The organism is Streptomyces sp. NPDC048349, from assembly GCF_040651925.1.
Lineage (GTDB): Bacteria > Actinomycetota > Actinomycetes > Streptomycetales > Streptomycetaceae > Streptomyces.
Genome location: NZ_JBEZLA010000009.1, coordinates 1 through 24,425 on the forward strand (window position 1 = coordinate 1; position 24,425 = coordinate 24,425).

A 24,425-nucleotide genomic window follows, 5' to 3' on the forward strand; every position below is an offset into this window, starting at 1 on the left:
AAGTACGTCCAGTACGGGGGCATCCGGCCGGCACGCCGAGAGCACGCACCGGACACCGCTCCTTCACCACGGACCTCCGTCAGACACCCCCTAGGGTGCGGAGCATGACCGAACTGCGTGATCAGCCCGCCCCCTTGCAGCCGATGCCCACCGACTGGCAGCGCGCCCTCGCCGTCGTCGCCCACCCGGACGACCTGGAGTACGGCTGCGCGGCCGCGATCGCGGACTGGACCGACGGGGGCCGCGAGGTCGTCTACCTGCTCGCCACCCGCGGCGAGGCGGGCATCGACACCCTGGCCCCCGAGGACTGCGGCCCGCTGCGCGAGGCGGAGCAGCGGGCGAGTGCGGCCGTCGTCGGCGTGTCCGAGGTGGAGTTCCTCGACTACCGCGACGGTGTCGTCGAGTACGGCCTCGGCCTGCGCCGGGACATCGCGGCGGCCATCCGCCGCCACCGCCCCGAGCTGGTGCTCACGCTCAACCACCGTGACACCTGGGGCGGCGCACAGGGCGGGGGGTACTGGAACACCCCCGACCACAAGGCCGTCGGCCGGGCCACCCTGGACGCGGCCGGGGACGCCGGGAACCGGTGGATCTTCCCCGAACTCCTCACCGAGCAAGGCCTGGAGCCGTGGAACGGGGTGCGCTGGGTCGCGGTGGCCGGCTCCACCACGCCGACGCACGCGGCCGACGCCGGTCCGGGCCTCGAGCGCGCGATCGCCTCCCTGCTGGAGCACAAGGCGTACATCGAGGTGCTCACCGACCAGGACCCCGCGGAGTACGTCCGCGCCTTCCTCACCGGCAACGTGCAGCAGGCGGCGGCCCGGTTCGACGGCCGCCCGGCGGTCCCGTTCGAGGTCTTCCCCCGCTGACCGGGCACCCCCTAGTCTGACGATCCGTCAGACATTTTGCGGGGGGAGCCGGCGTGATCGACACCGTCACCACGGAGATCGCGGAGGGGGAGGAGCGGATCCGGCTGGAGAGCGCCGGCGACGGGCTCGCGGTCCTCACCCTGTGCCGCCCCGACACGCTCAACGGCTGGAGCTGGGAATCCACCCGCCAGCTGGGGCTGCTGGCGGACCGGATCCGCTTCGACCCCTCGGTCCGCGCGGTACTGCTGCGGGCCGAGGGCCGGGCCTTCTGCGCGGGCATCGACGTGACCGCTCCGGGTGGCGCGATCACCGGCGGTTCGGCCGCCGAGCGGACCCGCAACTACTACGAGGGCATCCGCTGGGTCCACGAGCGCTTCGCGGTCCTGGCCCGCCTCCCGCAGCCGGTGGTGGCCGCCGTCCAGGGCTACTGCCTCGGCTTCGGGTTCGAGCTGGCCCTGATGGCCGACATCCGGGTGGCGGCCGAGGACGCCGTCTTCGCCCTGCCGGAGGCCCGGCTGGGCGTGGCCGTGGACGCCGGGGGTGACCTCCGCATCGCCCGGGAGGCGGGCGCGGGCTGGGCCAAGTACCTGGCCCTGACGGGCCGCCGCATCGACGCGGCGACCGCCGGGCGCCTGAACCTCGTCCAACTGGTCGTGCCCGGCGAGGAGCTGGAGGCCACGGCCCGGGACCTGGCGGCGGAGATCGCCGCGAACGCCCCCCTCGCGGTCCAGGGCATCAAGCGGGCGATCGACGCCTACGCGGACGCCGCCCTGCCGGCGGCCCTCGACCGCGTCGCCCTGACGGCCGCCCTCACCCTCACCTCGGACGACTGCCGCGAGGGCTACGGCGCCCGGGCCGCCCGCCGCCCCCCGCGCTTCACGGGGACGTGATCCGTCCCTTTCGGATCCTGCGGGTCGGGCCGCCGTCGCCCGGTCCCCCGCTCACCCGCCGAAGGGCCCGCGCCCCAGCTGCTCGCGCACCGGCACGACCTCGGGGTTCACCAGGGCCCGGCGCTGCCAGTTCGCCCCGTCCACCACCAGGGTGTGGCCCGTGACGAACCGCGCGTAGGGCGAGGCCAGGAAGGTCGCGGCCCAGCCCAGTTCCCGGGGCGCGCCCACCCGCAGCGCGGGCTGCCGCCCGTCCTTGGCGTCGGGCGCCGCGCGGTCCAGGCCGTCCCGGATGTCCCCGGTCATGTCGGCGTGCGGGAACAGCCCCGGCACGAGGCCGTTGATCTGGATGCCGTACGGCCCCCACTCGACGGCGAGGGTCTCCACCAGGTTCTTCACCCCCGCCTTGGCGGCAGCGCTGTGCGCGAATCCCGGACCGCCCGTCCAGGCGTACGAGGCACCGATGTTCACGATCGATCCGGGCGTGCCCGCGGCGAGGTGGCGGCGGCCGAACTCCCGGGTCACGAACCAGGTGCCGGTCAGGGTGATGTCGACCACCGCCCGCCAGGCGTTCGGCGAAAGGTCCTCGGCGGGGGAGGGGAAGTTCGCGGCCGCGTTGTTGACCAGCACGTCCGGCAGCCCGGAGGCGGCCCGGGCCGCGTCGAAGACCTCCGCGACCCGCTCGGGGTCCCGTATGTCGCACACGGCGGCCGTCACCCGGCCCGCGCCGGGGACCGCAGCCAGCTCCTCCCGCGCGGCCTCGAGCTGATCGGCCCGGCGGCTCGCGATCACCAGATCGGCGCCGAGCCGGGCGAACTCGGCGGCGATGGCCTTGCCCAGCCCGGTGCCGCCGCCGGTCACGAGGACCACCTGCCCCGCGTACGTACCGGGAGGCAGGGCGGCGGCGCCGAGCGGGGGTGGCGCGGGAAGGCCGCGCCGGATGTCGTCCGTCATGGGGCATCGATAGCGCGCGGGCGCCGAGATCACCATGCCCCGGACGGGATCAACTCTGCGGGACGTACGCCTGCTTGCTCGCGCAGGACCAGACCACGGCCCCCGACCCGACCCCGTCCCAGCCCCAGTAGCTGCCGCCCACCCGGTCGTCGTCCGAGACCGCGAAGGCCTCGCTGCGCGCGTCCTGGGTGGCGCCCGCGGGGTGGGGGAGCGCCTTCGCCGGGCCCGTCCCCGGCCAGTACGCGGCCCGGACGCGGTTGGCGTACCCCTCGACGAAGGTCATGGCCGTGCCGACCGTCGCGTTCGTGTTCGGGCTGATGGCGTCGAGCGTGAGGTGCTCGTATCCGGCGACCGGGCCGGGACTGGCCGGCAGGGCGTCGTACGGCCGCTTCCAGGCGGCCGGCTTGCGCTCCTGCCAGTCCCGGTGGCTCAGCTTCTCGTAGCCGACGACCCGCCCCTTGTCGTCGATGCCGGTCGCGTGGGTGCCGATGGTCCAGTCGCCCTCGTTCCACACCCGGAGGCTGGCGGTGGGGTAGTCACCGGCGGGCCAGACCACGGGGAAGGTCGTGCTGACGATCTGGTCGTTGTCCTGGTCCCAGTAGTTCGTGTACGCGGTGCCGAGGACGTCGCCGCGCTTGTTGATGCCGCTCACCGAGCTGATGACGGTGCTCGGGTGCGCGTCGGCGGGGACCGGCAGCTCGCGCACCACCGTGCCGTTCACCCACTCCTTGGCGACGCCGTCGTCCACGGCGACGACGTGGCCCGCGTCGTTGACGTCCGCCCCGCCCGAGCGCGCGGAGGTGGCGGTGATCAGCTGGACCGAGCCTGCCCCGAGCTGGTAGGTGAAGGCGGCCCCGGGGTAGCCCTGCGTGGTGCTGCGGACGGTGCCCACCATCAGGCCCTTGCTGTTCACCGCGGTGACCGTGCCCTCCTGGTAGCCCTCCGGCATCGGCACCGCGTGGACCTGGCGGTCCGCGGTCCAGTACGCGGGCAGTCCGGCACTGGAGCCGACCGCCAGGCCGTCCGCGCCGAAGCCGCGGACCGACCCCGCGGGGCCGCCGGTCAGCGAGGGCAGGACGGTGATGCCCGGCGCGCACGCCGGCTCGGCCGCCGCGGCCGGTCCGGCGGCGGTGATCAGCCCGGCGAGGACGGCGGCGGCCGCGGCGGCGGACGTGGTACCTCTCATACGGCGTGCGGTGTTCACGGGACGGTTCCCCCCGAAGATCGTGTCATATGCCCTAGGACAACTGCCCGTTGATGGTAAGCGGGGGATCTACGGAAGCCCCGGCTCCGTCCTCGCGTGTCCCCGTGGTTCCCAGATGGGCAAGCGACCGCTTAGTATGCCGCGGAGCGTGGTTCCTCGACGGCGGCTGGAGGCCCCGGATGCAGGCATGGCGAGTACACACCCTGGGAGAACCCCGAGAGGCCATGCGCCTCGAGGAGGTCCCCGAACCCGTGCCGGGCGAGGGCGAGGTGAGGCTGAAGGTGCTCGCGGCGAACCTCAACTTCCCCGATGCGCTCCTCGTCCGCGGCCAGTACCAGATCCGCCCGCCGCTGCCCTTCACCCCCGGCGTCGAGATCTGCGGCCTCACCGAGGACGGCCGCCGCGTCATCGCCAATCCGAGCCTGCCCCACGGCGGCTTCGCCGAGTACGTGGTCGCGCCCGAACGCGCCCTGCTCCCGGCCCCCGAGAGCCTCGACGACGCCCAGGCCGCGGCCCTGCACATCGGCTACCAGACCGGCTGGTTCGGCCTGCACCGCCGGGCCCGCCTCCAGGCGGGCGAGACCCTGCTCGTGCACGCCGCCGCCGGCGGGGTCGGCAGCGCCGCCGTCCAGCTCGGCAAGGCGGCCGGCGCCACCGTGATCGGGGTCGTCGGCGGCAAGGCCAAGGCGCGCACCGCCGAGGAACTCGGCTGCGACCTGGTGATCGACCGCACGGCGGAGGACCTCGTCGCCCGGGTGAAGGAGTTCACCGGCGGACGCGGAGCCGACGTCGTGTACGACCCGGTCGGCGGTGCCTCCTACACCGCCTCCGCCAAATGCGTGGCCTTCGAGGGCCGGATCGTCATCGTCGGCTTCGCGAGCGGCACCGTCCCCGCCCCCGCCCTCAACCACGCCCTCGTCAAGAACTACTCGATCCTCGGCCTGCACTGGGGGCTCTACGCCGCCAAGGACCCGGCCGCGATCGCCGCCTGCCACACCGAACTCACCCGCCTCGCTGCCGAGGGCGCCGTCAGGCCCCTGGTCAGCGAAACCCTCGCGCTCCCGGACGTCGCCGACGCCGTGCAGCGCCTCGCCGACGGCGCCACCACCGGCCGGCTGGTCCTGACCATGCCCGGAGGTGCCTCCCGATGACCGCCGCCACCGCCGCGCAGCTGCTCACCCGCGTACGGGACCTGCTCGCCGCCCACCCGCCCGCTGCCACCTCCCGTACGGACTTCCTGCGCGCCCGCTTCGACGCCGGACTGGCCTGGGTCCACTACCCCGAGGGCCTCGGCGGCCTCGGCGCCCCCCGCCCCCTGCAGGCCGTCGTCGACGCCGAACTGGAGGCCGCGGGAGCCCCCGACAACGACCCGCGCCGGATCGGCATCGGCCTCGGCATGGCCGCGCCCACGATCCTCGCCTACGGAACCGAGGAGCAAAAGCGCCGCTTCCTGCGCCCCCTGTGGACCGGCGAGGAGGTCTGGTGCCAGCTCTTCAGCGAGCCCGGCGCCGGCTCCGACCTCGCCGCGCTCGGCACCCGCGCCGTGCTCGACGAGGAGTCCGGCGAGTGGGTGGTCGACGGGCAGAAGGTGTGGACCTCCAGCGCCCACACCGCCCGCTGGGCCATCCTCATCGCCCGCACCGACCCGTCCCAGCCCAAGCACCGCGGCATCACCTATTTCCTGTGCGACATGCACGCCCCCGGCGTGGAAGTCCGGCCGCTGCGCCAGATCACCGGCGAGGCCGAGTTCAACGAGGTCTTCCTCACCGGGGTGCGCATCCCCGACGCCCACCGGCTCGGCGCCGTCGGCGACGGCTGGGCGGTGGCCCGCACCACTCTGATGAACGAGCGCGTCTCCATCGGCGGCATGCGCATTCCGCGCGAGGGCGGCATGATCGCGCCGGTCGCCGCCGCCTGGCGCGAACGGCCCGCCTTGCGCACCCACGCCCTGCACCAGCGGCTGCTGGAGCTGTGGGTGGAGGCCGAGGTCGCCCGGCTCACCGGTGAACGGCTGCGCCAGCAGCTCGCCGTCGGCCAGCCCGGCCCCGAGGGATCCGGGATGAAGCTCACCTTCGCCCGCCTCAACCAGGAGATCAGCGGCCTGGAGGTGGAACTCCTCGCGGAGGAGGGCCTGTCGTACGAGGACTGGACCATGCGCCGTCCCGAACTGGTCGACTTCACCGGCCGCGACGCCGGCTACCGCTACCTGCGGGCCAAGGGCAACAGCATCGAGGGCGGCACCAGCGAAGTCCTCCTCAACATCGTCGCCGAACGCGTGCTGGGCCTGCCGTCCGAGCCGCGCGACGACAAGGACCTCGCCTGGAAGGACCTGGCCCGATGACCACACCGACGACCGCGACCACCTCGGCCGACCTGCTGTACTCCGAGGCGGAGGAGGAACTGCGCGCCGCCGTGCGCTCCCTCCTCGAGGCCCGCCTCGCACCGGCGGCCGTCCTCGCCCGGATCGAAACCGACCGCCCCCACGACCCCGCCGTGTGGAGCGCCCTCGCCACCGGGATCGGCGCTGCCGGGCTGCTCGTCCCGGAGAAACTCGGCGGCCAGGGCGCCGGCCACCGCGAGGCGGCCGTGGTCCTGGAGGAACTGGGCCGGGCCGTTGCGCCCGCCCCCTACCTGACGAGCTCGGTGCTCGCCACCGAGATCCTGCTCGGCTGCGACACCGAGGAGGCCGTCCCGCTGCTGCGGGAGCTGGCCTCGGGGCGGCAGGTGTGCGTACCGGCCGTGCCGCTGACCCTGGCCCCCGGCGCCCCGCTGCCGGCCGCCGTCCGCGACTCCGGCGGCGGGACCCTGACCGGCACGGTCACCTCCGTCGCGGACGCGGTGGCCGCCGACGTGCTGCTGGTGCTCGCCGACACCGGGCTCCACGCCGTGCCCGCCGCCTCGGCCGGGCTCACCCCGCAGATCCCGCTCGACCTGACCCGGCCGCTCGCCACGGTCACCCTCGACGCCGCCGCGGGCACCCGGCTCGCCGACCCCGCCACGGCGCGGGCTGCCGTCGCGGGGGCCCTGCTCTCCGGGGCCGGGCTGCTCGCCTCCGAACAGCTGGGGATCGCCGAATGGTGCCTGACCCAGACCGTCGGGTACCTGCGGGTCCGCCACCAGTTCAACCGGCCCGTCGGCTCCTTCCAGGCCCTCAAGCACCGCCTCGCGCGCCGCTGGCTCGACGTGGCCTCCGCCCGGGCGGCGGCCCGGGCCGCCGCCGATGCCCTGGCCACCGGGTCCCCCGACGCACCGCTCACGGTGGCCGTCGCCCAGGCCTACTGCTCGGGCGTGGCCGTCCGGGCCGCCGAGGAGTGCGTCCAGCTGCACGGCGGCATCGGCATGACCTGGGAGCACCCCGCCCACCTCTACCTCAAGCGGGCCAAGGCCGACTCCCTGGCCCTGGGCACGGCCGGCCACCACCGGGGCCTGGTCGCCGACTTCGCGGAACTCCCGGCACCGTAGGGGGCGCCCGGGCCGGGGTGGGGACGCACGGATCCGCCGGCGGACGGGTCCACGGGCGGGCGGACGGACGGGCGGACGGGCCGGCGCGTGGCGGCCCGATCCCTATCCTGGCCGGATGACGGCACACATCACCCGGCTCTCCGCCTCCGCGCTGCGCGCGGAGCGCGACCAGCTCGCCGCCCTGCTCCTCGACGTGGTCGACGGCGGCGCCTCGCTCGGCTTCCTCGCCGGCCTCGACCGCGAGAGCGCCGCCGCCTGGTGGGACTCCCTGCTGCCGGCCGTCGAGGACGGCTCGCTCGCCCTGTGGGTGTCCCGTACGGACGACGGCCGCGTCGACGGCACCGTCAGCTGGTACCGGGAGTCCAAGCCCAACGGCCGCCACCGCGCCGAGCTGCGCAAGCTCATGGTCCATCCGGCGGCCCGCGGCCGCGGCACCGCCCGCGCCCTGCTCGCCGAGGCCGAGGCGGCGGCCGCCGCGGCCGGGGTGGTGCTGCTGTTCCTGGATACCGAGACCGGCAGCGGCGCCGAGCGCGTCTACCGGTCCGCGGGCTGGACCGAGGCGGGCACCATCCCCGACTACGCCACGGACCCCGACGGCCGACTGCACCCCACGACCCTCTTCTACAAGCACCCCAAGGGGTGACCTCGCCCGCCGCGCGGCGTTAGACCCGTAGCCGCCGGCCACCGAGCGAGGGAGACCGAATGTCCGCAGCACCAGCCGCACTTCCCACCCGCCGTGCCCTTCTGCGCACCGCCTTCACCGCGGCCGTGCTCGCCGGCACCGCGGCGGCGCTGGCCCCCGTCCTGCGGGCCCGCCGCCCCCGGCAGACGCTCACCCCGGCCCCGCTCGCGGAGGAGACGTACCGGGGCCGGCACATCGCCGTGGACCGGGCCGGGATCCGCATCGACGGGCGCCCCCTGCACGTCATGCGCCGCGCCGACGGCAGTTACCTGAGCGAGGTCAACCACTTCCAGTCCTACGGGACACCGCTGGAACTGGCCCGTGCGGCCGTCGACGAACTGGGCACGGCCCGGCTGGCGTTGGCGTCCGCCCCCCACCACGGCTGACGGAAGGAGCCCCGCGTTGTACGTCCGGCAGAACCAGAAGAACCTGACCAGCGCCCAGAAGAAGCGGTTCACGGCGGCCGTGCTGGAGCTCAAGCGCAACGGCGTCTACGACTCCTTCGTGCGCACCCACGGCAAGTACTTCGTGCCCGACCGCGACCGCAAGCTCCGCGTGGGGCACATGTCCCCGTCCTTCTTCCCGTGGCACCGGTACTACCTGCTGGAGTTCGAGAGGCAGCTGCGGACCGTCGACCCGGGCGTCTCCATCCCGTACTGGGACTGGACCACCGATACCAGCCCGGTTTCCTCCCTCTGGGCCGACGACTTCCTCGGCGGCACCGGCCGCGCCTCGGACCGGCAGGTCATGACCGGACCCTTCGCCTACGACAAGGGCAACTGGACGGTGACCGTGGGCATCACGGAAGCCCGCTTCCTCACCCGCAACCTCGGCCGGCCGCAGAACCCGATCGCCCTGCCCACTCCCGCCGAACTGCAGTGGGCCATCGACGACCCGGTCTACGACGTCTCGCCCTGGGACTCCACCGCCACCGCCGGCGGCTTCCGCAACAAGCTGGAGGGCTGGGCCGCCCCCAAGAGCGAGCGCTGGCGCAACCACAACAAGGTCCACCAGTGGATCGGCGGCCACATGACGGGCGGCACCGCACCCAACGACCCGGCCTTCTGGCTGCACCACGCCTTCGTGGACCTGATCTGGACCCGCTGGCAGCAGAAGCACCCGGCTTCCGGCTATCTGCCCGCCGCACCCCTGCGCCTCGGCGACCTCCAGCGCGGCCGGGTGATCGCTCTCGACGAGCCGATGCCGCCGTGGGACGTCACCCCGCGCCAGATGCTCAGCCACCAGGGCCTCTACCGCTACGAATAGCGGCGGGCGGGCACACGGGTGGGGCCCCCGCCGTACGGCGGGGGCCCCTTCGGATCAGCCGATCAGCCGGTCAGGCGATCAGTGGCCGTAGCCGCCCTCGGTGTGGTGGTCGCTGCCGCCGCCCGACGCGTTGACGCAGGTGTTGCCGAACGCGGGGTTCAGCAGGGCGATCACGTTCACGGTGTTGCCGCAGACGTTGACCGGGACGTGCACCGGAACCTGGACCAGGTTGCCCGACAGGACACCGGGGGAGCCGACCGCCGCACCGTGCGCTCCGGCATCGGCGACGGCCAGACCCGCTCCGGCGGCCACGGCGCTACCGGCGACAGCGGTGACGGCGAATGCCTTCGCGATACGCGACATCAAGATCTCCTCATGAGAATGGGGCGCCGCACCATGTGCAGCGTTTGACATGGCGTACAACGCTGGGAGGCGCGGCGGGTCACGGCCGCTGGGCCTACTTGGTGAGGTCGGGGTCACGGCTTGTCAGGCGTGGGGCCGCTGTGCGACCGTGCGCGCACCGCGCGCGTGCGCGGGGCGGACCGGGAGGACCAGATGAGCACTGCGGGCGGCGACGCGGGTGCCCGGCCGCGGGCCAGGACCGCGTACGGCGTGGTCGAGGGGCGGACGACGCCGGACGGCACCGCGGTCTTCCGCGGCATCCCCTACGCCGCCCCGCCCGTCGGCGCGCTGCGGTTCGCGGCGCCCGCACCCCCCGAGCCCTGGGACGGTGTCCGCGACGCCGGAGCCTTCGGTCCGACCGCGCCGAAGGTGCCCTACCCGCCCACGTTCGCCGCCCTGCTCGCCGATCCGGAGATCCCCGGGGAGGACTGCCTCAACGTCAACGTGTGGACGCCCGACCCGGCGCCCGGCGCCCGGCTGCCGGTCATGGTGTGGATCCACGGCGGGGCGCTGACCCGCGGCTCCTCGGCCGTCCCCGTCTACGACGGCTCCGCCTTCGCCCGCGACGGGGTCGTGCTCGTCTCCCTCAACTACCGCCTCGGCGTCCTCGGCTACGGGCTCTTTCCCGACGCGCCCGCCAACCGGGGACTGCGGGACCAGATCGCCGCCCTGGAGTGGGTCCGGGACAACATCGCGGCCTTCGGCGGCGACCCCGCCCGCGTCACCGTCTTCGGCGAGTCCGCCGGCGCCATCAGCATCGGCGCCCTGCTCGCCGCCCCGCGGGCCGCCGGACTCTTCGCCCGGGCGGCCCTGCAGAGCGGCGCCCCCGAGGTGCTGCGCCGCGACCGGGTCCGCGCCGTGGTCCGGCGGATGGCCTCGCTGCTGAAGACCGACGCCACCGCGGAGGCCTTCGGCGCCACCGCCCTGCCCACCCTGCTCGCCGCCCAGGCCGCCGTACTGCGCCGCTCGAGCCCGCTCGCCGGCGGTCCCGCCTTCGGCCTGGTGAGCGACCCGGACACGCTGCCCGGGGATCCGCTCGACGGCGCCCGGGCCACCGGCGTTCCGCTCCTGCTGGGCTGGACCGCCGAGGAGTACCGGCTCTGGCTGGCCCCGACGGGCACGATGCGGGTGCTGGACCGGATGGGCCCGCTCGCCGTGGCGCTGGCCCGCCGGCGCAGCGGCAAGGACCGGTCCGCCGTACGGGCGCTGCGCGCCGCCCTGCCCGGCGCCGGCCCCGCCGACCTCGCGGGGCAGCTGCTGACCGACGTACTGCTGCGCGACCCGCTGCGGCGGCTCGCCGGGGCGCGGCGGGGGGCGCCGAGCTTCCTGTACGAGTTCGCGTGGCGCTCCGGCGTCCCGGGGCTCGGCGCCTGTCACGCCCTGGAGCTGGGCTTCGTGTTCGACACGCTGCACGCGCCGGAGGCGGCCCGGCTGGCCGGCCCGGACGCTCCGCAGGCGCTGGCCGACGAGATGCACGCGGCCTGGGTGCGCTTCGCGGTGAGCGGCGAGCCGGGCTGGGCTCCCTGGAACGGCTCCGGCCCGCCGAAGGTGTTCGGCGGGCCGCAGGAGAAGGACGGGAAGGACGCGGTGGGGGCGGTGGAGGCGCCCGGACCTACTCGACGGGTCCTTCCATGACCTTGCTGATGTACTGGATCGGCCCCTCGCCCATGTTCGGGACGTAGGTCTTGGCGTTGTGCTGGCCGCCCTTGATGATCCTCAGCTCGGTGTGCACGGGACCCTTGTTGCCGAAGGTGGCGATGAACTTCTGCACGTCCGGCAGCGTCTTCTTGTTGTTCTCGCTGTCGCCGACCTGGAAGGCGAGGTAGACGTCCGGACCCTTGCGGTCGATGAGCTGCTTCGCCAGCACCTCCGGGTTGTTCTCGGCCTTCTCCTTGTCGTGGCCCTTCCAGAGGGAGGAGTCCGGGACGATGTCCGGGCCCGAGGCGATCACCGCCTTGAACTTGTCCGGGTGCTTCAGCACCGCCTTCAGCCCCGCGAACCCGCCGGTGGAGGAGCCCATGAAGGCCCAGCCGTCACGGGACTTCACGGTCCGGAAGTTCGCCTTCATCAGGTCCGGCACGTCCTCGGTCAGCCACGTGCCCATCTTCGGCTGGTCGGGGATGTCGGAGCCGTCCCAGTAGACGCCCTTGTCGTCCGGGGCCGGGTTGAGCACCGGCATGGCCAGGATGAAGGGCTTGCTCTTCCCCTCGGAGTACCACTTGGCGATGCTGGTCTGGAGGCCCAGGTCGGTGCCCATCCAGTAGTTGCTCGGGTAGCCGGCGCCGCCCGGCAGGGCGATCATGACGGGGAAGCCGCTCTTGGCGAACTTGGGGTCGTTGTACTCCTTGGGCGCCCAGACCCACACCTTGCCCTTGAAGCCGGACTTCTTGCCGTCCAGGGTGGTGACGGCCACGTGCGTCCCGTCGGGCAGGGTCATCGAGTTCTTGAACTCGGCGGCGGGCCCGGTGGGCATCAGCATCTTGGAGTTCGCCGGCTGCTGGGGGGCCGCGCTCTTCTTGCCGTCGCCGCCCGCGGGCGGGGTCCCGAAGGAGACGGCCGAGCCCTTGTCGGTGAACGGGGGTATCTCGTAGTGGTGCATCACGCCGGCCGCTGTGCCCGCGAGCGCGAGGACGCAGGCGCCGGCTATCACCCAGCGCCGGACCTTCGACCTGCGCCGGGGCTCCGGCTCCTGCCCGTACGGCTCGTACGGCTCCTGTCCGTAGGACTCGTACGGCTCCTGTCCGTAGGGAGGCTGCTGCCCGCCGCCCTGCTGCTGCCCGTACTGCTGCTGTGCGTACGGGGTGCCGTAGGGCTGCTGCGGGTTCTGCCCCTCCGGCCGGTACGGCGGCTGGGGCTGCTGCCCTTCGGGTGCGTACGACATGTGCGGTGGCTCTCCGGCTGGTGCTGCCCCGAGGGGGGCGGTGGTCTGGCGGGCTTGATCCTTCCGTTCGAAAGATGAACGAAAGCACGCCCGGGTTCCGCATTTTTCCTTCTCTTGGGATTTTCTGGGGAAGGCCGTTGCCCGCCCCCGGCAAGGGCGCGTCGGGTTCCCCGGCTGTTCGCCGAACGGGTCTGGCTCATGTACATGCCAATAGGTAGGGTGCCCCCGCCCCGCGAGAGGAGAACACCCCTTGACCCTCCAGCGCCGGATCCTGATCCTGGCCACCGCCGTCGTCCTGCTCGCCGCCGTGGCCGTGACGGCCCTCGTGCGGGCCTCCTCACGGGCCGAGGAGAAGAACCGGGTGCAGACCGACGGCCCCCAGGTCACCCGGGGCCCCGTCTCGCTGGACCCGGCCGGGGGGAACCGGCGGATCGTGTTCCGGAACATGGCCTGGGGCCCGCACCGCGACGAGCTCGCGACCGTCCCCGCCGCCGGTCCGGAGGGGGACCGGACCGCCTCGGGCGTGTCCTGCCTGCGCTTCCACGCCGCCGCGGGGACCGGGATCTGCCTCCAGGCCGACAAGGGCGGTGGCCCGGACCGCTACCGGGCCGTCGTCCTCGACGCCCGCCTGAAGGAGGTCTCCGCGCACGAGCTGACCGGCATCCCCACCCGCGCCCGGGTCTCGCCAGGCGGCCGGCTCGCCGCCTGGACGGTCTTCGTCGGCGGGGACTCGTACGCGGGCACCGACTTCTCCACGCGGACCTCGGTGCTCGACCTGCGCACCGGCAGGCTCGAGGCCTCGCTGGAGGACTTCACGGTCCTCAAGGACGGCAAGCCCTACCGGAGCGCGGACGTGAACTTCTGGGGAGTCACCTTCACCGCCGACGAGCGGACCTTCTACGCCACGCTGGGCACCGCGGGCCGCACCCACCTGGTCCGCGGGGACCTGGCGGCGCGGACCGTGACCACGCTCCGGGAGAACGTCGAATGCCCCTCCCTGTCGCCCGACGGGACCCGGGTGGCATTCAAGAAGCGGGTGCCGGGCCTGCCCGCCGAGGCACCGTGGCGGCTGCACGTGCTGGACCTGGCCTCCGGAGCGGAGGTGCCGCTCGCCGAGGAGCGGAGCGTGGACGACCAGGTGGTGTGGACCGACGAGCACACGGTCGTCTACGCCCTGCCGGGAGACTTCGGAGCCGACCTGCACTCCGTCGCGGCTGACGGGAGCGGGGCCCCCGTCCGGCTCATGGCCTCGGCCCTCGCCCCGGCCTTCCTCGGATGAATCCCGAGGGGGAGAACGGGGGAGGGCCGCGAGGCCGGGGGAGGCCCGCCGCAGGAGCGTTACGCCACGCGGGCCGGACGGGCTAGGCGGGGATCAGCGTGCGGCGGCGCCGCTTGCGCTGCGCACCGGCCGACAGCCTCAGCTCGATGATCGACCGCACGGCCGGCCACTCCTCGTCGAGGATCGAGTAGAAGGCCGTACTGCGGACCGCCCCGTCCAGCCCCCGCGAATGGGCCCGGCGGACCCCCTCGCAGGTGAAGCCGAGGCGTTCCATCGCGGCACGCGAGCGGCCGTTGCGGGCGTCCGCCCGCAGCGAGATCCGCCGCACACCCCAGGTCTCGAAGGCATGGCGGAGCATGAGCAGCTTCGCCTCGGTGTTGATGCCGGTGCCCTGGGCGCCCGGGGACAGCCAGGTATTGCCGATCTCGGCGGCATCGGGGATCGCCGTCGCCGGATCGCCGAACGGGACGCCGGGCACGGCGGGCCACACCAGCGGCCCCTGCCAGTAGTCGAGTTCCAGGAACCGGGTCGAACCGACCACCCGGCCGTCGGTGGCTCTGACCACCGCGAACGGGAGGGATCGACCCGCCGCCTGATCGGCGAGGGCACGGTCGATGTACTCGTGGGACGCCTGCACCCCGTGGGGTACGGGGGTGAAGGCGTAAGTCGTACGATCCTCGGCACCGGCCACGGCCAGGGCCTCGGTGTGGTGGGGTGCGAGGGGCTCGAGCCGCACGGTGCGGCCGGCGAGGAGTACGGGTACGGGCACGGAGCCTTCGGTCCTTCTGGGCGGTGGGGTGGTTGCACAGTCTGCGTCCCTGACGTCGCCCCCCGTGCAAAACACGGGTGAAAGGCAACGAGCTGTCAGGTGAACGCGAGTGGCTCAATGTAGCTCCTCGAAGTCCTCTCATGAACCCCCAATTTGGCAATGGCGTGAACGTCTTTTTCGACGACTTCGCTCCCCGGGGCGCAGCGCCCGTAATCCTGATCCACGGACATCCGTTCAACCGCACCATGCGGGCCCCCCGGACGGCCGCCCTGACGTCCGCCGGATACCGGGTGATCACCCCTGACCTGCGAGGATGTGGAGAGAGCCCGGTGCTCCGGGCCAAGCGCCGCTCGCCGATCTCGCCGATGACCCCGCCGATGAGCTCGCCGTCCTGCTCGCCCGCCCGGGCGTCGAACAGGCGGTCGTCGGCGAAGTGTCCCGGGGCGGGCGGATCGCCATGTCGGCGCGGACGACGCATGCACCCCCGTCGCGGCGGCCGAGGCCCTGCACGCGCTGCTGCCGAACTCCGCACTCGCCATCATCGAGCGGGCCGGGGACCTGCCCGGCGTGGAGCAGCCCGAGGCCCTCAACCGGGCGCTGCCGGAGTTCCTCGCAGGCCTGTGAGCCGGAGGTGATTGGACCGGTCCGAGGCGCCCCCAATGGCCCACGGGAGTGGGCCGTCCGGCTGATCCAATGGGACCGGTGACGATACGGATCCTGCCTCCGCCCGGCGCTCCGCGCCGACTGGCCGCCGCCCAGCTGAGCAATTCCGTCGGGGACGGCGCCTACTACGTGTGTTCGGCGCTCTACTTCACCCGCGTGGTCGGTCTCTCGCCCGCGCAGATCGGCCTCGGGCTGACCCTCGCCTGGGCCGTCGGCTCCGTCGCCGGGGTGCCGCTGGGCGCGCTCGCCGACCGGCGGGGACCCCGGGGCACCTCGGCGGCGCTGGCGGTGGCCACCGCGGCGCCGGTCTTCGCCTTCCTCTTCATCCGGTCCTACACGGCCTTCCTGATCGCCGTCACCGTCTACGCCGCCGCCCAGTGCGGGCTGGCGGCCTCCCGCCAGGCACTGCTGGCGGGCCTGGTCCCCCCGGAGCAGCGCACCGGGGTGCTGGCCCACCTCCAGTCCATGCTCAACGGCGGGCTGGCCCTGGGGGCCGCGGTCGGCGGGCTGGCCCTGAGCGCGGACACCGAGCGGGCCTACCTGGCGGTGTTCGTGCTGGACGGGCTGGGCTTCCTGCTCTGCGCGGCCCTGCTGCTGCGGCTGCCGGCGGTGGCACCCGTGACCGGGCGTGCGGCGGGGGAGCCCCGGCTGGCCGTGCTCCGCGACCGGCCGTACGCTCTGGTCACCCTGCTGAACGCGATCCTGCTGCTGCGGATGCCGCTGCTCAGCCTGGCCGTCCCGCTGTGGATCGTGGAGCGCACCCGTGCCCCGCACTGGCTGGTGTCGGCGCTGTTCGTGCTGAACACGGTCGCCGTGATGCTCTTCCAGGTGCGCTGGGCCCGGCCGGTCACCGGCCTGGACGGCGCACGGCGGGCGGTGCGGGCGTCGGGGCTGGTCATGGCCGCCTCCTGCGCCGTGTTCGCGCTCTCCGCGCTGCCCGGCCCGGCCTGGGCGGCCGCCGCGCTGCTGGTGACGGCAGCGGTGCTCCAGACGGATGCCGAGATGCGGCAGTCGGCCGGGTCCTGGCAGATCGGCTTCGCGCTGGCCCCCGCGGACCGGACCGGCCAGTACCAGGGGTTCTTCGGAACCGGGGTCCCGGTGGCCAGGACCGCCGGTCCGCTGGTGCTGAGCTGGCTGCTCCTGGGGTGGGGGATCCCGGGGTGGCTGCTGCTCGGCGCGGTCCTGCTGGCCGCCTCGTACGGGATGGGTCCGGCGGTCCGGTGGGCCGGGGCCGTCCCCCGTCCGGCCGACCCGCACCGCCGCCGTCGGTCCGAGGACCGGCTGCGGATACGGTGACCGGCGTGGACGACGTATTGAGGCGGCTGGAAGCCGTGGGGCCCTTCTTCACCGTGGCGTACGGGAAGGAGCCGCCGCCCGGACCCGGCTTCCGGCCGCTGACCGTGCTGTACGGGGAGCAGCTCGCGCCCTACGTCGCCGAGGTGGGGCGGCGGGGCCGCAGCGGGCCGGGGCGGGTGGCGGCCTCGACCGCCCAGTTCGGCATCGCCGCGCGGCTCTGGTCGATCGGGCTGGGCTGCGCGGCACTGGCCGGGCGGGTGCCGGACCTCGCGGCGGACCGGGTGTGGTGGCGGCTGCCCTCTGCGGGATCGCTGGAACTGTGGCTGCCCGAGCCGGGGGAGCTGGCGGCGGGGGAGCTCGGCGAGAACGTCCTCGGCCACCTGGAGCTGCTCGACGCGGCCGTCCGGGAGCGGTTCGGGGTGTCGCCCAAAGTCCTGCGGGGCAACACCGCGTCGGGTCTGGTCGGGGCCCTGCGCGTGCTGGTCGACCGGGTCCCGGCCGGCGGGGCCGTGGAGCTGGCGTCGGCCCTGCTCGCCGAGGGCGGGGCCCTCGCCGGGACGGGCACCTTCGTCCACGAGGAGGGGCTCGGGGTGGCCTTCGTACGGCGCAGCTGCTGCCTCTACTACCGGGTGCCCGGCGGCGGCTTCTGCGGGGACTGCGTGCTGCGGACCCGCTGAAAAACGGCAGGACCCCCGGGAGCTCGTGCTCCCGGGGGCCCCGTGGCGGGCCGGAACTAGAAGGTGAGGTTCCAGGCGTCGATCTTGCCGGTGTCGCCGCCGGCGTTGTCGTTGACCCGCAGCTTCCAGGTGCCGTTCGCGACCTCGGAGGAGGCGTTGACGGTGTAGGTCTGGTTGATGTTGTCCGTGCCCGAGCCGGTGCGGTTGTGCAGGTTGTACACCGAGCCGTCCGGGGCGATCAGGTCGACCTTCAGGTCACCGATGTAGGTGTGCACGATGTTCACGCCCACCTTGAGGGTGGCCGGGGCGTTGCCCGTCACCCCGCTGACGGTGATCGGGCTCTCCACGGTGGTGTTGTCGCCGATGGCCACGTCACCGGGGTTCTCGAAGTACTTCCCGGGCGGCGGGGTGCTGCCGACGGCCTTGAGCGCGTCGACCTGGCCCTCGCCGAAGAAGCCGTTCTTCGTCGTGGTGCCCTTGCACCGGGTGTCCGACGGGCAGGCCACGTCGTTGGCCTGGGTGGCCAGCTTGTCGCGCAGCTGCGCCGGGGTGATGCCCGGGTTGGTGCTCACCAGCAGCGCGGCCACGCCGGCCACGTGCGGGGAGGCCATCGAGGTGCCGCTCATGCTGCCGTACTTGCCGCCCGGCAGGGTGCTGTAGATGCCGGTCGCGTCGCCGCCGGGGGCCGTCACGTCGATGACGTTCAGGCCGTAGTTGGAGTACGAGGCCTTCGCGGTGGTGCCCATCGCCGATACCGTGACCACGCCCGGGAGTTCGGTCGGGATGTCCAGGCAGGCGTTGGTGATGGTGCGCGTGACCGGCGTCGAGTCGTTCGGGCTCTCGGTGTCGGTCGTCTTGTTGGCCAGGTCCAGGTTGGAGTTGCCGGCCGCCGCGACCTGCAGCGAGCCCTTGCTCTCCGCGTACTCCTGGGCGCGCTTGACGCCCTCGATGATCGCGGCCTGGTCGGCGTTGTCCGGGCAGTTGAACTGCCACGGGTCGGTGTAGTAGCTGTTGTTGGTGACCTTGAAGCCGTGGTCACCCGCCCACATGAACCCGCAGACGGTGTTCTCGGCGAAGAAGAGCGAGGAGTTCGGCTCGGCGATGCGCACCGAGGAGATCTTCACGCCCGGGGCCACGCCGATGACGCCCTTGCCGTTCTTGGCGGCCGCGACCGTACCGGCCACGTGGGTGCCGTGGGTGCCGACGTCGCGCCAGGCGCCGGCGCGGGTGTCCGCCTTGCCGTACGCGCAGGACGCGGAGTCCGCCGCGTTGAAGTTCGGCGCCAGGTCCTGGTGCTGGTCGTCCACACCGGTGTCCAGGATGCCGACCTTGACGGTGGCGGAGCCGGTGGTGACGGCCCAGGCCTGGTCGGCCTTGATCTGCGTCATGTCGGCGCGGACCGGCTCGCCCACCGGGGTGGTGGACTGCGCCGGGTTGGCGGGCAGCGCCGGGTTGTAGGCGTCCGCCGGAACGTCCGAGGTGCGGGTGGCCCCGACCTGCTGGACCCCGCTCACACCGCGCATGGTGGCGGCGAAGGAGCCGGAGGCGGAGTGGGCGACGATGACGCCGATTGCGTCGTAGTTCGCGAAGACCGTGCCGCCGTTGGCGGCGACGGCGGCACGCACCGCCGAGCTGTCACCGGGGGCGGTGATCACGAGGTAGGCGCGGGTGCCGGCAACCCAGGTCGCACTCTGGGAAGTCGGGGCCGCGGCCTGGGGAGCCGCCGCGGCCGCCGGGGCGGAAGCGGAGCCGGAGACGGGGTCGGTGCCGGCGAGCGCGGCGGGAGCCCCGAAGGTCAGTGCGGCACCGAGGGTTGCGGCCAGCACCAGGGCACGTCGAGGTCGGCTGGATATGTGGGGTATCAATGCGTCCTCCGAAGACCCGTCGGTGCGGCTGGCACCTACGGGTCGTACGAAACAAGTGGTCGAACGCAAGATGTCAGACGCGTGCCCTGGTATGGAAGTACCTTTTACCGCACGCGCGTTCTTCGGCCTGTGGCCGAAAAGCGCCTATAGCGGGAGCAGTCGGGGCCGACCGGGCTGGGCACCGTGGGGGCGAACCCTGCCCGGCCGGCCCGAGTGGCGTTCCGGTTACACCGGCACGCCGTCCTTGGCGCCTTCCGGCTGGGGCGGGACGGCCCCCGCCGGCTCGTGCGGCGCGTCGTCGACCAGCGTGGTCTCGTCGAAGGGCAGCCGTCCGGCGAGCACCTCGGCGGCCCGTGCGCGGTCGAACTCCTTGGTCCACGTGCCGATGAGCACCGTGGCGACCGCGTTGCCCGCGAAGTTGGTCAGTGCCCGCGCCTCGCTCATGAACCGGTCGATGCCGACGATGAGGCCGACCCCGTCCACCAGTTCCGGCCGGTGCGACTGGAGTCCGCCGGCGAGCGTGGCCAGGCCCGCGCCGGTCACCCCGGCGGCGCCCTTCGAGGCGATGACCATGAACAGCAGCAGGGAGATCTGCTCGCCCAGCGCGAGCGGCTGGCCCATCGCCTCCGCCACGAACAGCGAGGCCATCGTCAGGTAGATCGCGGTCCCGTCCAGGTTGAAGGAGTACCCGGTCGGCACCGTGATGCCGGTGACCGGCCGGGACACCCCCAGGTGCTCCATCTTCGCGATGAGCCGCGGCAGCGCGGACTCCGAGGAGGAGGTCGACAGGATCAGCAGGAACTCCCGTCCGAGGTAGCGCAGCAGGGAGAACACGCTGACGCCCGTGCACACCCGCAGCAGCGTGCCGAGCACCAGGAACACGAAGATCAGGCAGGTGGCGTAGAAGCCGATCATGATGACGGCGAGCGATTTCAGCGCGTCGATGCCGGTCGCCCCGACCACCGCCGCGATCGCGCCGAAGGCACCCACCGGGGCCGCCCACATGATCATCGCCAGGATCCGGAACACCAGCTTCTGTACGTGTCCGATCCCGCGCAGCACGGGTTCGCCCGCCGTGCCCATGGCCTGGAGCGCGAACCCGCACAGCAGGGCCACCAGCAGGGTCTGCAGCACCTCGCCGCCGGTGAAGGCGGACACCAGCGTGGTCGGGATGATCCCCAGCAGGAACTCCGGTGTGCTCTTGGCCCCGCCCGCCTTGGCCTGCGCCTCGCCGGCGTGCTTGGCCGCCTCGGTCAGGTGGAGCCCGCTGCCCGGGTCCAGCAGGTTGCCGACCAGCAGGCCGATGGCGAGGGCCACGGTGGACATCACCATGAAGTAGCCCAGGGCGAGTCCGCCCACCGCCCCCACCTTGGCGGCCTTGCGGACCGAGCCGATGCCCAGCACGATCGTGCAGAAGATCACGGGCGAGATCATCATCTTGATGAGGTTCACGAAGCCGGTGCCCAGCGGCTTGAGCTCCACGGCCACGCCGGGTGCGGCGAAGCCGACGGTGATGCCGAGGAGCACCGCGGCGATCACCGCGATGTAGAGATAGTGCGTTCTGTCGCGCGTGGCGGCCACGATGCCTCCTGGTGGTGAAAACGTTCCGGGAGGACCATCGCGCGGCGCTGTGACCCCGGTCACCCTTGCGTTCATTGAGTTCACGACCCGGTGCACACTGAGCGCCATGTTCCGTTTGCCCCGGCCGCCGCGCAGCCTCGCCGGCCAGCTCTTCGCCATGCAGGTGCTGCTGGTCGCCGTGGTCGTGGCCGGGTGCGCCGTTTTCGCGTACGCCACCGCCCGCGGCCAGGCCGAGGACGCGGCCCGCCGGCAGGCCGGGGCCGTGGCCCGCGCGGTCGCCGACTCCCCATCGGTCCTGGAAGCCGTACGGGAGGCCGTGCGCGGCAGCGATCCCACGGCCCGGCTGCAGCCCTACGCGGAGCGGGTGCGCGTCGACTCGGGCGTGGACTTCGTGACGATCATGGACCCGGCCGGACGGCGCTGGACCCACCCCGACCCGCGTCGGATCGGCGAGCCCTTCATGGGCAACACGGGCCCGGCCCTGCGCGGCCGGACCTTCAGCGAGACCTACACCGGCACGCTGGGGCCCTCGATCCGCGTGGTCACCCCGCTGACGGACGACGGCCGCGTGGTCGGCATGGTCAGCGCCGGGATCACGGTCCGGGCGATCAGCGCACGCCTGGCCGAGCAGCTCACCGCGCTCGCCTGGGTCGCGGCCGCGGCCCTCGCCCTCGGCGGGGCGGGCACGTACATCGTCAACGCCCGGCTGCGCCGCCACACCCACGGCATGAACGCGGCCGAGCTCAGCCGGATGTACGACTACCACCAGGCGGCCCTGCACGGTGTGCGCGAGGGGCTGCTCATGCTCGACGGCCAGCGCAGGATCACCCTGATCAACGATGCGGGACGCGAGCTGCTGGGCCTGCGCGGCGCGGTGACCGGCACCGGCGTCGCCGACCTGGGGCTGCCCGCGCCGCTCACCGGGGCGCTGCTCGCCGACCGGCCCCGGGTCGACGAGGTGCACCTGACCGCCGAGCGGGTGCTCGTCGTCAACAGCTCGCCCGTCGCGGGAGGCGGCCGCCGGGGCACCGTGGTCACCTTGCGTGACCACACCGAACTCCAGGTGCTGGCAGGTGAGTTGGACCACGAGCGCGGATTCACCCAGGCCCTGCGGTCCCAGGCGCACGAGGCGGCGAACCGGCTGCACACGGTGGTTTCGCTCATCGAGCTCGGCCGGGCGGACGAGGCGGTGGAGTTCGCCACCGCGGAACTGGAGCTGGCGCAGGCCCTCACCGACGAGGTGGTCACCGCCGTCGGCGAGCCGGTGCTCGTGGCGCTGCTGCTCGGCAAGGCCGCCCAGGCGCACGAACGGGGGGTCGAGCTGGTGGTCACCCCCGACAGCACGGCCATCGACGGCGGGCCCGGCACCCCGCCGGCCCGGGACCTGGTCACCGTGGTCGGCAATCTCGTGGACAACGCCATGGACGCGCTCACCGGCGTCCCGGGCGGCCGGATCGCGGTCACCGTGCGCCGCGACGGCGAAGGACTGCTCCTGCGGGTGGCGGACAGCGGGCCCGGCCTCCCCGAAGGGGTGGACGTGTTCCGGCGGGGCTGGTCCGGCAAGGGCGAGGACCGCGGCCTGGGCCTGGCCCTCGTACGGCAGGTGGCGCAGCGCCACGGCGGCACCGCGGACGCCGCCCCGGGTCCGTCCGGCGGGGCCGAGTTCACCGTACGGCTGCCGGCGCCGGTGCGCCCCGCCGCGGCGGGTCCGGCGTGAGCGCGCAGGTGCGGGTCCTGATCGTCGAGGACGATCCGGTCGCCGCGGACGCGCACGCGCTCTACGTCGGCAGGGTCCCCGGATTCACCGCCGTCGGGACCGTGCACTCGCTCGCCGAGGCCACCCGGGCCCTGGAGCGGACCCGCGTCGACCTGCTGCTGCTCGACCTCACCCTGCCCGACGGGCACGGTCTGCGCTTCGCGCGCGGACTGCGGGCCGCCGGACACCCCGTCGACGTCATCGTGGTGACCTCGGCGCGGGACCTGGCCGTGGTCCGCGAGAGCGTCTCGCTGGGCGTGGTCCAGTACGTGCTGAAACCCTTCGCCTTCCCCACCCTGCGCGAACGGCTCCTGCGGTACGCCGAGTTCCGCGCGACGGCGGGCGAGGCGGCCGGCCAGGACGACGTGGACCGGGCGATGGCGGCCCTGCGCGCCCCTCGTCCGGCGCAGCTCCCCAAGGGGCTGAGCGCGCCGACCCTGGACCGGGTCGCCGCGCTGCTGAGGGCCGCCCCCGAGGGGCTGACGGCGGCGGGGGCGGCCGAGGCGGCCGGAATCTCGAGGATCACCGCCCGCCGCTACCTGGAGCACCTGGTGGACACCGGCCGCGCGGACCGCACCCCCCGCTACGGCCAGGTGGGCCGCCCCGAACTGCACTACCGCTGGCTGGCGGCGGCGACCGGCTCGGTGTCGAAGGTGTAGAACTTCCGGTGGTCCAGCAGGTCCGCCGGGGTCACGTCGTTCCACGGCCGCATCGTGTCGCGCAGGTCCACCACGTTGGGGGTGCCGGCCGCGGGAAGGTACGTGGACTGCGGGTGGCGGGCCTGCCAGTCCGCCCACAGTTTGTCCACGAAGGCGTGGTGCATCCAGAACACCGGGTCGTTGGGGGAGACCCCGGTGGCCATCTGGCCGCCGACCCACACGTGCACCCGGTTGTGCAGGTTGGCGCCCCGCCAGCCCTCCAGGTGGTTGCGGAAGCCGCTGGAGGAGCTGTTCCAGGGGGCCGCGTCGTACACCGGCATGGCGAGTACGGCGTCCACTTCCGCCTTGGTCGGCAGCTCGGCGACGCCCTGGCCGAGCGCCCGGCGCAGGTAGGCCCGCCCGTCGACCCGAACGGCTATGTTCCACTTGCCCGTCGCGTAGGCGAAGGGGCCGTCCAGGACCTGGCCGTCGCGGGCCCGGCCGGTGCCGCCGAGGAAGTCGGCGGCCCAGAGGGAGGCTCTGGGGGTGCGGTCGGTGGTCCAGTCCCAGTACGGGAGCGTGACGTTCGCGTCCACCTCCTGCAGAGCAGCCTCGAACTCGAGAAGAAACCGACGGTGCCAGGGCAGGAAGGACGGGGAGCGGTGGCCCACCCGGTCGCCCGAGTCGGTGTCGCTCATGATGAAGCCGTTGTGGGTGTGACGAAGCGGTCGTAGCGGCCGGTGCGCTTCAGCTCCAGCAGCGCGTTGGTGAAGGCGCGCCGCTCCTCGGGAGTGAGCGCGGCCTGGTTCTTGCGGACGGTCATGCCGTGCCTCCCGCGGGCGCGAACGGGGCGAGCACGGCGCCCTGCAGCTCGCGCACGGCGGCGCGGGCCAGCGAGGCCGGGTCGGGATACGTCTCGTAGTGGTTGACCACGCTGATCCAGCTGCCGTCGGCGTTGCGCATCACGTGCAGTTCGCGGCCGTCTATCCGGACGGTGGGCAGACCGGGGGAGTGGTGGCCGCCGTGGTGGCCGCCTCCCGTGCCGGGGGTTATCTGGATGCGTCGGCCCTTGTAGACCTCGTCGACCGTGCCGGCGGGGGTGGCGGCGGCCCGGGAATCGGTGGCGGCGGCGTGCGCGGTGGCGCCCGCCAGGCCGAGGACGGTGAGTGCGCCGGCAGTGGTGCCCAGGGCCTGCCTGCGGGTGATCTTGTTCATGACCGAAGAACTACCAGGGCAGTGACGGCAGTTGGCCATGTTCCGGACATCATCGGATAAGTTTGGTTTAGAACGAATT

General features: G+C 73.4%; 22 protein-coding genes and 1 pseudogene. 14 read left to right on the top strand and 9 right to left on the bottom strand.

Translation table 11 applies throughout. The features are described from left to right. The first annotated feature begins 104 nt into the window (after positions 1-104). Together AB0D44_RS07500 and AB0D44_RS07505 are read left to right on the top strand one after the other, a co-directional pair. Positions 105-869, top strand: coding sequence for a PIG-L family deacetylase (locus AB0D44_RS07500; protein WP_362585839.1), 765 nt, complete (start codon positions 105-107; stop codon positions 867-869). 53 nt (positions 870-922) lie between these two features. After that, entirely contained in the window at positions 923-1,759 is an 837-nt protein-coding gene (locus AB0D44_RS07505) for an enoyl-CoA hydratase/isomerase family protein (RefSeq protein ID WP_362585842.1), read from the top strand. Positions 1,760-1,810: 51 nt separating this feature from the next. Here the strand turns inward: AB0D44_RS07505 and AB0D44_RS07510 are convergent, their stop codons facing one another. Together AB0D44_RS07510 and AB0D44_RS07515 are read right to left on the bottom strand one after the other, a co-directional pair. Then, positions 1,811-2,710: an SDR family oxidoreductase gene (locus AB0D44_RS07510; protein ID WP_362585845.1), complete on the bottom strand. Its 900-nt coding sequence runs from the start codon at positions 2,708-2,710 to the stop codon at positions 1,811-1,813. A 49-nt stretch (positions 2,711-2,759) separates the two neighbouring features. Further along, positions 2,760-3,896 (bottom strand): hypothetical protein, encoded by a 1,137-nt coding sequence (locus AB0D44_RS07515; protein WP_362585847.1) that lies wholly within the window; start codon positions 3,894-3,896, stop codon positions 2,760-2,762. A gap of 197 nt (positions 3,897-4,093) precedes the next feature. On the opposite strand from AB0D44_RS07515, the gene AB0D44_RS07520 reads away from it, so the two are divergent. The 6 genes from AB0D44_RS07520 to AB0D44_RS07545 all read left to right on the top strand — a co-directional run bounded on the left by AB0D44_RS07520 (position 4,094) and on the right by AB0D44_RS07545 (position 9,324). Then, positions 4,094-5,065 (top strand): NADPH:quinone oxidoreductase family protein, encoded by a 972-nt coding sequence (locus tag AB0D44_RS07520; protein ID WP_362585850.1) that lies wholly within the window; start codon positions 4,094-4,096, stop codon positions 5,063-5,065. Further along, on the top strand, positions 5,062-6,255 hold the full coding sequence (locus AB0D44_RS07525) for an acyl-CoA dehydrogenase family protein (RefSeq protein WP_362585853.1): 1,194 nt from the start codon (positions 5,062-5,064) through the stop codon (positions 6,253-6,255). Before AB0D44_RS07520 ends, AB0D44_RS07525 begins: the two co-directional genes overlap by 4 nt. Beyond that, a complete protein-coding gene (locus tag AB0D44_RS07530) occupies positions 6,252-7,376 on the top strand; it encodes an acyl-CoA dehydrogenase family protein (RefSeq protein ID WP_362585856.1) in 1,125 nt (374 codons plus the stop codon). The genes AB0D44_RS07525 and AB0D44_RS07530 overlap by 4 nt, the downstream gene beginning before the upstream one ends. A 115-nt stretch (positions 7,377-7,491) precedes the next feature. After that, on the top strand, positions 7,492-8,019 hold the full coding sequence (locus tag AB0D44_RS07535) for a GNAT family N-acetyltransferase (RefSeq protein ID WP_362585859.1): 528 nt from the start codon (positions 7,492-7,494) through the stop codon (positions 8,017-8,019). A gap of 59 nt (positions 8,020-8,078) precedes the next feature. Next, positions 8,079-8,444, top strand: a complete 366-nt coding sequence (locus AB0D44_RS07540; protein WP_362585862.1) for a tyrosinase family oxidase copper chaperone — start codon at positions 8,079-8,081, stop codon at positions 8,442-8,444. A gap of 16 nt (positions 8,445-8,460) precedes the next feature. Then, positions 8,461-9,324, top strand: coding sequence for a tyrosinase family protein (locus AB0D44_RS07545; protein ID WP_362585865.1), 864 nt, complete (start codon positions 8,461-8,463; stop codon positions 9,322-9,324). Positions 9,325-9,402: 78 nt separating this feature from the next. Here AB0D44_RS07545 and AB0D44_RS07550 read toward each other — a convergent pair whose 3' ends face one another. Next, a complete protein-coding gene (locus AB0D44_RS07550; RefSeq protein WP_362585868.1) occupies positions 9,403-9,687 on the bottom strand; it encodes a chaplin in 285 nt (94 codons plus the stop codon). Positions 9,688-9,879: 192 nt separating this feature from the next. Between AB0D44_RS07550 and AB0D44_RS07555 the strand changes: the two genes are divergently transcribed. Further along, positions 9,880-11,361, top strand: coding sequence for a carboxylesterase family protein (locus tag AB0D44_RS07555; RefSeq protein ID WP_362585871.1), 1,482 nt, complete (start codon positions 9,880-9,882; stop codon positions 11,359-11,361). On the opposite strand, the gene AB0D44_RS07560 is transcribed toward AB0D44_RS07555, so the two are convergent. Continuing rightward, positions 11,339-12,607 carry an alpha/beta hydrolase-fold protein gene (locus tag AB0D44_RS07560; protein ID WP_362585874.1) on the bottom strand — a complete coding sequence of 423 codons (1,269 nt, stop codon included), beginning with the start codon at positions 12,605-12,607 and terminating at the stop codon, positions 11,339-11,341. The genes AB0D44_RS07555 and AB0D44_RS07560 overlap by 23 nt on opposite strands. Positions 12,608-12,857: 250 nt before the next feature. Between AB0D44_RS07560 and AB0D44_RS07565 the strand changes: the two genes are divergently transcribed. Next, a complete protein-coding gene (locus tag AB0D44_RS07565; RefSeq protein ID WP_362585876.1) occupies positions 12,858-13,886 on the top strand; it encodes a hypothetical protein in 1,029 nt (342 codons plus the stop codon). Positions 13,887-13,968: 82 nt separating this feature from the next. On the opposite strand, the gene AB0D44_RS07570 is transcribed toward AB0D44_RS07565, so the two are convergent. Beyond that, positions 13,969-14,655 carry a GNAT family protein gene (locus tag AB0D44_RS07570; RefSeq protein WP_362585879.1) on the bottom strand — a complete coding sequence of 229 codons (687 nt, stop codon included), beginning with the start codon at positions 14,653-14,655 and terminating at the stop codon, positions 13,969-13,971. 702 nt (positions 14,656-15,357) lie between these two features. Here AB0D44_RS07570 and AB0D44_RS07575 point away from each other — a divergent pair. Together AB0D44_RS07575 and AB0D44_RS07580 are read left to right on the top strand one after the other, a co-directional pair. Continuing rightward, positions 15,358-16,614 (top strand): MFS transporter, encoded by a 1,257-nt coding sequence (locus tag AB0D44_RS07575; protein ID WP_362585882.1) that lies wholly within the window; start codon positions 15,358-15,360, stop codon positions 16,612-16,614. Positions 16,615-16,619: 5 nt separating this feature from the next. Further along, on the top strand, positions 16,620-17,291 hold the full coding sequence (locus tag AB0D44_RS07580) for a (2Fe-2S)-binding protein (protein ID WP_362585885.1): 672 nt from the start codon (positions 16,620-16,622) through the stop codon (positions 17,289-17,291). Between the two features lie 56 nt (positions 17,292-17,347). Here the strand turns inward: AB0D44_RS07580 and AB0D44_RS07585 are convergent, their stop codons facing one another. Together AB0D44_RS07585 and AB0D44_RS07590 are read right to left on the bottom strand one after the other, a co-directional pair. Further along, positions 17,348-19,117, bottom strand: coding sequence for a S8 family serine peptidase (locus AB0D44_RS07585; protein WP_362585888.1), 1,770 nt, complete (start codon positions 19,115-19,117; stop codon positions 17,348-17,350). Between the two features lie 264 nt (positions 19,118-19,381). Beyond that, positions 19,382-20,737, bottom strand: coding sequence for a cation:dicarboxylase symporter family transporter (locus AB0D44_RS07590; RefSeq protein WP_362585890.1), 1,356 nt, complete (start codon positions 20,735-20,737; stop codon positions 19,382-19,384). A 106-nt stretch (positions 20,738-20,843) separates the two neighbouring features. Between AB0D44_RS07590 and AB0D44_RS07595 the strand changes: the two genes are divergently transcribed. Both AB0D44_RS07595 and AB0D44_RS07600 read left to right on the top strand, forming a co-directional pair. After that, complete coding sequence (locus AB0D44_RS07595; RefSeq protein ID WP_362585893.1) at positions 20,844-22,454, top strand: sensor histidine kinase; 1,611 nt, start codon at positions 20,844-20,846, stop codon at positions 22,452-22,454. Beyond that, positions 22,451-23,152 (top strand): response regulator, encoded by a 702-nt coding sequence (locus tag AB0D44_RS07600; RefSeq protein WP_362585896.1) that lies wholly within the window; start codon positions 22,451-22,453, stop codon positions 23,150-23,152. The genes AB0D44_RS07595 and AB0D44_RS07600 overlap by 4 nt, the downstream gene beginning before the upstream one ends. On the opposite strand, the pseudogene AB0D44_RS07605 reads toward AB0D44_RS07600, so the two are convergent. Together AB0D44_RS07605 and AB0D44_RS07610 are read right to left on the bottom strand one after the other, a co-directional pair. After that, positions 23,107-23,954: pseudogene (locus AB0D44_RS07605) on the bottom strand (tyrosinase family protein). The gene AB0D44_RS07600 and the pseudogene AB0D44_RS07605 overlap by 46 nt on opposite strands. Continuing rightward, positions 23,951-24,346 (bottom strand): tyrosinase family oxidase copper chaperone, encoded by a 396-nt coding sequence (locus AB0D44_RS07610; RefSeq protein ID WP_362585899.1) that lies wholly within the window; start codon positions 24,344-24,346, stop codon positions 23,951-23,953. Before AB0D44_RS07610 ends, AB0D44_RS07605 begins: the two are co-directional and overlap by 4 nt. Between the last annotated feature and the right edge of the window lie 79 nt (positions 24,347-24,425).